This window comes from Actinomadura rubrisoli, assembly GCF_004349215.1.
Classification (GTDB): domain Bacteria; phylum Actinomycetota; class Actinomycetes; order Streptosporangiales; family Streptosporangiaceae; genus Spirillospora; species Spirillospora rubrisoli.
Window position 1 is genome coordinate 1 of the sequence record NZ_SMKU01000476.1, and the last position, 5,698, is coordinate 5,698.

The following is a 5,698-nucleotide window of genomic DNA, read 5'->3' on the forward strand; positions in this document are numbered from 1 at the left end:
GCATCTGCGCTGTCTGAGCGGCTGTGGCGCGGGCGGTGGGGTCGTGTTGCAGCAGTGCGGTCAGCAGCGGTGCCAGCGGCCCGGCCTTGGTCATAGGGTCGGGCGGCTGTGTCATTTGGGCTGACAGGATGGCTACGAAGGTGTCTCGGACAAATGGGGGGTGGCCTTCTACAGCGGTGTAGAGGGTCGCACCTAGTGCCCATAGGTCGGCGGCGGGGCCGACGTTTCCGCCTTGGGCCTGTTCGGGGGCCATGTAGGCGGGTGTGCCGAGAACAGTGCCGGATTGGGTGATGCTGGGGTCTCCGGCCAGGGCGGCGACGCCGAAGTCGGTGATGACGGTGCGACGGTCGGTGATCAGAACGTTGGCGGGTTTGAGGTCACGGTGCACGATTCCCGCCTCGTGCGCCGTCCGCAGCGCGTCCAGCAGGGCGATACCGATCCGCGCGGCGCGCTGGGGCGTGCACGGCCCGTCCTGGTCGATGATGTCGGCGAGCGAGCGGCCCTTGATGAGTTCCATCACGATGACCGGTGCACCGTCGTGCTCGGTGACGTCGAAGATCGTGACGATGCCGGGATGGACGAGTCTGGCCGCGGCGCGGGCCTCGCGCTCGGCCCGGGTGACCTGGACGGTGCGGGCCTGCTCAGGCAGCCCGTCGGGCGGCTTGACCTGCTTCACCGCCACTTCGCGGTGCAGGAGCTCGTCCCGTGCGAGCCACACCACCCCCATCCCGCCCTGCCCGAGGGGAGCGAGCAGCCGGTAGCGGCCACTGATCAGTTCACCCGCACGTCCTGGCATTTTCCGGATACTAGGCGCCGGTCAGGGAGAGGGGTCCCTTCCGCGGAATCGCACCCAAGGACACTTTGCGGTTTCTGATTCTCAGCGCTCCCATGGGAAACAGAAATTAACTAGCGTCTCGCTGTAAACACTCGGTTTTACGGTTAAGGGCGGCCGGGGCGTTACTGCGCGGTTACAGTGGGGTCACCTCTCGTGGATGGGGTCAGAAGTCGCCCGTAGAGTCCGCTCAGCGGACCGCTGCTTGCCGGTCCCGACCCTTCAGTGGACTATGAGGTGTCGCCGGGGTCGTGGTTCCACCGCTGAGGGGAGCATGATGCGGGTACTACTCGTCAACATGCCGTGGGGTTCCACCGATGTTCCGTCGCTGGCTCTGGGCATTCTCAAGCGGGTTGTGAATGAGCGGGTTCCCGAGGCCGAAGTCGAAGTGGTCTACGCCAACATCGACTATGTGGACTGGATCCAGGAGCATGTCGATCTGGGGATGGAGGACTACGACTTCTTCGCCCAGCAGTCCTTCACCGAGGGCAATGGCGACTGGATCTTCTCCTCGGCGCTCTACGATGACCCGGGGTGGCGGAAGCGCCGGTTCGACGAGCGGATGAGCGGCGGAAAGTCTGAGCGGCATTTGGCCCTGTGCCACCGCCTGCACGAACTGGCGCCGGCGTTCATCGCGGAGCTCGCGGGGCGTATCGCCGACTCGGCGCCTGACGTGGTGGGTTTCACGTCCACGTTTCAGCAGAACGTCGCCGCGTTGTCCGCGGCCAGGCAGATCAAGCGCCTCCGGCCCGAGACCGTGACGGTGTTCGGAGGGGCGAGCTGCGACGGGCCGCAGGGTGCCGCGCTGCACAGGAACTTCCCGTTCGTGGATTTCGTCCTGCGGGGTGAGGGCGAGGTCGCCTTTCCGCGGTTCCTCGTGGCCGATGATGTCGCGGCGATACCCGGCCTGGTCTGGCGGGACGGATCCGGAGCCTCGGTCGCCAACGCCATGAGCGCCCGGCCGCTGTCGCCGAGCGAGATCGTCGTCCCCGACTACGACGACTATTTCCAGCGGTACGCCTCGTCCACCGCGCGGTTGTGGGCGGATCCGCGGCTGGTTCTGGAAAGCTCGCGCGGCTGCTGGTGGGGTGAGAAGCACCATTGCACTTTCTGCGGGCTCAACGGGTCGTTCATGGAGTTCCGGAGCAAGAGCCCGCAACGGTTCCTGGACGAGCTGATCGGCCTGGCCGAGCGCCACCAGGTTCTCGACGTGTTCATGGTCGACAACATCCTGGACATGGGCTACCTGACGTCGGTCCTGCCCGGTCTCGCCGCGGCCGACTACGACTTCCGCATGTTCTACGAGGTGAAGGCCAATCTGCAGCGGAGCCAGGTCCAGGCGCTGGCCGACGCGGGCGTCGTGCGTGTCCAGGCGGGCATCGAGAGCCTCAGCAGCCGCGTGCTGGGCATCATGGACAAGGGCGTGACCGGCTGCCAGAACGTCCGCATGATGCGCGATTCCGAATCGGCCGGCGTCTGGGTGGAGTGGAACTACCTGTACGGCTTTCCGGGGGAGCGGGCCGATGACTACGCGTCCGTCATCGAGCAGTTCCCCGCACTGCATCACCTTCCCCCACCGGGAATGGTGGGCAGGCTGGCGATCGAGCGGTTCAGCCCGTACTTCGACCGGCCCGAGCTGGGTTTCGCCGAGCTGCGGCCGCATTCCCAGTACTCGATGATCTACGACCTTCCCGAGGCCGAGCTGTTCGATCTGGGCTACCTCTTCGAGGCGCCGCCACGCGGAATCGACGCGGCGGTCGCCGACCGGCTCGCGGCCGCGGCGGCGGAGTGGGAGTCGGCGTATCCGGAGAGCCGGCTGACCCAGTGCGATCTCGGCGACCATATCGATCTGCTGAACCGGCGTCCGGCGTTCGGCTGGACGACGCTGCGGATCGACGATCCCGTGGAGATGGCCGTCCTGCGCCTGCTCGACCGGCCGCACCGTCCGGCCGCGCTGGCCCGCAAACTCGCCGTCAACGACGGCGACGTCGCGAAGCTGCTCGACCGCTGGCGTGATCTGGGATTGGTGTTCGCCGACGGCGGGCAGGTCGTCCTGACCGCGGTCCACGCCGCCAACCAGGAGCTGCGACGGGTGAACCGGCAGGTCGACGACCTGGTGACACCGACACCGACACCGGCCCTGGTCGGGGAGGCGGGATGACTCCGGTCACGGTGACCCCGGCGGCTCCGGTCGCGGTGACGCTGTGGCGCGACTACGAGGAGCTCGACCGGCCCGGCGTGTTCGCCGGGAGCGCCGTCGTGTCCGTTCCGGCCGCGGAGGCGGGCCGCGCGCTTTTCGAGGACGGCGTGCGCCGGATCGCGCTGGTGGACGCCGTGGACCTGGCGAGCGCCGGCGGCCAGGCGGCCGCCGTGCGGGCCTTCGTGCTGGTGCGGGAGCTGACCGGATATGGAATCGTCGTCGACTGGCGGCTGCGCCTGGGCGCCGAGCGATGGCGGCCGCTGAGCCACCTCTATCCGCCCGGCGAGGTCATCGGCGACGAGGACGCCCGCCTCCAGTGGCGGAACGGCTATCACTTCTTCAAATGCGCCTACCGCCGCGGGCCGGGATTCCTGCAAGTGCGCGACCGGCGTTCCGACGTCCTACGCAAGATCACCGTGGATGGTGCCGCGCACCGCGCGGCGATCGACGACCTGCTCGAAGGCTGCCCCGCCTCGGCGGTGGACCCGCCGATCCTGCGCGACCTCACCACGATGAGACTCGTCCAGCTCCTTGGCGACATGGCCTGGTGGCTGCCCTACCGGGCGCGGCAGTGGCCCGCCGGAAAGAGTGCCCTTTGATGCCCGCGAAGGTGTTCCGAAAAGAGAAGAGGTATGGCATGGCCACAAAGAAGCCCGACACGGCGGAGAAGCGTGACATCGCGCGCGACGAGGCGCTGCGCGCGGCGCTGGAGCAGATGAGCACCGACAACCTGACCACGACCGAGGGCATCCGCGTCGACATCGTCCGCGACGACATCGACACCCCGCACGAACGGGACTGGGGCATCGCCTGACATCAGGCGCTTCCACCCTCGCCGGGTGCCGCCGGACGACGGCGGCACCCGGGCACCTGCCGTGTCCGGTGAACTCCAGGGGCGATGAGATGACGGCTGCAGACATGATCCCGGACGACGCCGTGTGGGACGGCGTGTCCACCCTGCTCGACCAGTACCTCCGGATCCAGACCGACGACCAGGTGTTCCTCCTGTACACGGCGGACGCCCGGGAGCCGGCCGCGTGGGTCGCCGCGGAGCTGGCCGTCCGCGGCATCGAGCCGACGCCGCTCGGCATGAGCGCGGTCCGCGACGACACCGTGGAGTCGCGGCTGCGCGCGGTGCTCCCCGACCCGGCGTCCCCGCATCCGCGCATCGTGGTGCTGACGATGGAGCTCAACTCGATGTCGCACGTGCTCCAGCTCCGGCGGGCACTGGCGCCCTATCCCGAGGACAGCTGGGCGACATACCGGATCATCAACGCGTCGGCGGAGTTCTTCCGCCACTCGATGGGCGTCACGCCCGCGCTGCTCTCCGCGCTGAACGGGGCGCTGCTGACCCGGATGATGCCCGCGTCGCATCTGCGCATCACCTCCAGCAGCGGCACCGACCTGGAGGTCGCCGTCGACTCCCGGCGGTACCGGTGGCTCAGCAACCGGGGCGTGTGGCGGCCCGGCGCCTTCCTCGTCCTCCCTCCGGGGGAGGTCAGCACCTACCCGGCGGACATCAACGGCGTCCTCGTCGCAGACGGGGCCTTCAACGTGACCTCTTACACCGGCCACGATGCCCGGCTGGGCGGTCATCCGGTCACGGTCGACATCGAGCACGGCCGGGTCACCGGGGTCGCGTGCGCCGATCCCCTCGTCGCCCGCCTGCTGGAGCGCTGCCTACGGGTCGAGAACGCCGACCGGATCGGGGAACTCGGCTTCGGCACCAACGTCGGCACCACCGGCTTCATCCCGCTGAACTCCCACATCAACGAGCGCCACCCAGGCGTGCATCTCGGCCTCGGCATGCACGGGCAGCGCCTCGACGTCGTCGACTACTGGTCCGACATCCACCTGGACTTGATCACCTCGGACGCGACCATCGCCGTCGACGGCCGCACCGAGATCAGGAGCACGGACCTCCGGGACTTCGCCGACGAGCGGCATCCGGCGCCGCTGACCGAAGGTCTCCACGAAGAGGACATCGACGGCGACTGCTGCGGGCTCATCACCAGCGAAGTCGCCCGGGCCAAGAACGAGTTCCTCCGGTTGCGGGGGCAGCGGTGCTGAGCGGGCTCATGTCACGGGCAGCGCTTCCAGGTCAGGCGGACGGTAGTGCCCTCAGCCGAGTTCATCTCCATGACATTGGTCATGGCTCCGCCGGAGGCGCCCAGGTCCACCCGCAGTCTGAGGTGGAGGTACAAGAACGGGGCGTCTTCATCGCACCTTTTGAACCGCTGCTGGGAAACATCCCAAATGTCGGTGTATAGCCAGCCGTCCGAGTACGGGCCGGTAAGCCGATGGGTTACCGACTGGTTTTCGGCCTGACCTATGAAACGGGGTCCGAATGTCAGCGAGCCGGTGGCCCCCGGCTCCAGTTCGGCGAAGCCGGAGTGGTCGGCGGCAGAGACCGCGTAGGTGAATTCCGGCGGGGAACTGATCTGCACTACGACCTGGCAGGATCTGTAAAAGTCGGTCGGCTGCGCGGTGCCCCCGGCCTGGGCGCGGAAGGCGCCGGGTTTGAAGGTGAACGCATGCGTCGCGGGATCTACGGAGAACCCCATCGTCGTTCCTCGCAAGCAGCCCGAACCGGCGTAGTCCTGCATGGTGACGGTGACGCTCCCCGGTGGCGGGGCGGTCGGGTCCGCGGAGGCGGAGGCGGAGGC

6 protein-coding genes are annotated in these 5,698 nt (G+C 68.2%); 4 read left to right on the top strand and 2 right to left on the bottom strand.

Going from position 1 to position 5,698, the window contains the following annotated elements:
• On the bottom strand, positions 1–796 hold a 796-nt coding region (locus E1298_RS43345), incomplete at its 3' end, for a serine/threonine-protein kinase (protein WP_131903210.1).
• A gap of 313 nt (positions 797–1,109) precedes the next feature.
• Here E1298_RS43345 and E1298_RS43350 point away from each other — a divergent pair.
• From E1298_RS43350 to E1298_RS43360, 4 genes are all read left to right on the top strand, one after another.
• Positions 1,110–2,993: a RiPP maturation radical SAM C-methyltransferase gene (locus E1298_RS43350; RefSeq protein ID WP_131903214.1), complete on the top strand. Its 1,884-nt coding sequence runs from the start codon at positions 1,110–1,112 to the stop codon at positions 2,991–2,993.
• Complete coding sequence (locus E1298_RS43355) at positions 2,990–3,631, top strand: DUF5825 family protein (protein WP_131903211.1); 642 nt, start codon at positions 2,990–2,992, stop codon at positions 3,629–3,631. Before E1298_RS43350 ends, E1298_RS43355 begins: the two co-directional genes overlap by 4 nt.
• Before the next feature lie 38 nt (positions 3,632–3,669).
• The gene (locus tag E1298_RS48945) at positions 3,670–3,846 is read left to right on the top strand and encodes a hypothetical protein (RefSeq protein ID WP_165975944.1); all 177 of its coding nucleotides are present in this window, start codon (positions 3,670–3,672) and stop codon (positions 3,844–3,846) included.
• 89 nt (positions 3,847–3,935) lie between these two features.
• Positions 3,936–5,102: a CgnE/CgnB domain-containing protein gene (locus tag E1298_RS43360; protein WP_131903212.1), complete on the top strand. Its 1,167-nt coding sequence runs from the start codon at positions 3,936–3,938 to the stop codon at positions 5,100–5,102.
• An 11-nt stretch (positions 5,103–5,113) separates the two neighbouring features.
• On the opposite strand, the gene E1298_RS43365 is transcribed toward E1298_RS43360, so the two are convergent.
• The coding region (locus E1298_RS43365) for a DUF4360 domain-containing protein (RefSeq protein ID WP_131903213.1) at positions 5,114–5,698 on the bottom strand (585 nt) is incomplete at its 5' end.

What these genes read in the sequence shown, in the direction of transcription:
- E1298_RS43350 (WP_131903214.1), top strand. Translation starts at nt 1,110, where the DNA reads ATGCGGGTACTACTCGTCAACATGCCGTGGGGTTCCACCGATGTTCCG.
- E1298_RS43355 (WP_131903211.1), top strand. Translation starts at nt 2,990, where the DNA reads ATGACTCCGGTCACGGTGACCCCGGCGGCTCCGGTCGCGGTGACGCTG.
- E1298_RS48945 (WP_165975944.1), top strand. Translation starts at nt 3,670, where the DNA reads ATGGCCACAAAGAAGCCCGACACGGCGGAGAAGCGTGACATCGCGCGC.
- E1298_RS43360 (WP_131903212.1), top strand. Translation starts at nt 3,936, where the DNA reads ATGACGGCTGCAGACATGATCCCGGACGACGCCGTGTGGGACGGCGTG.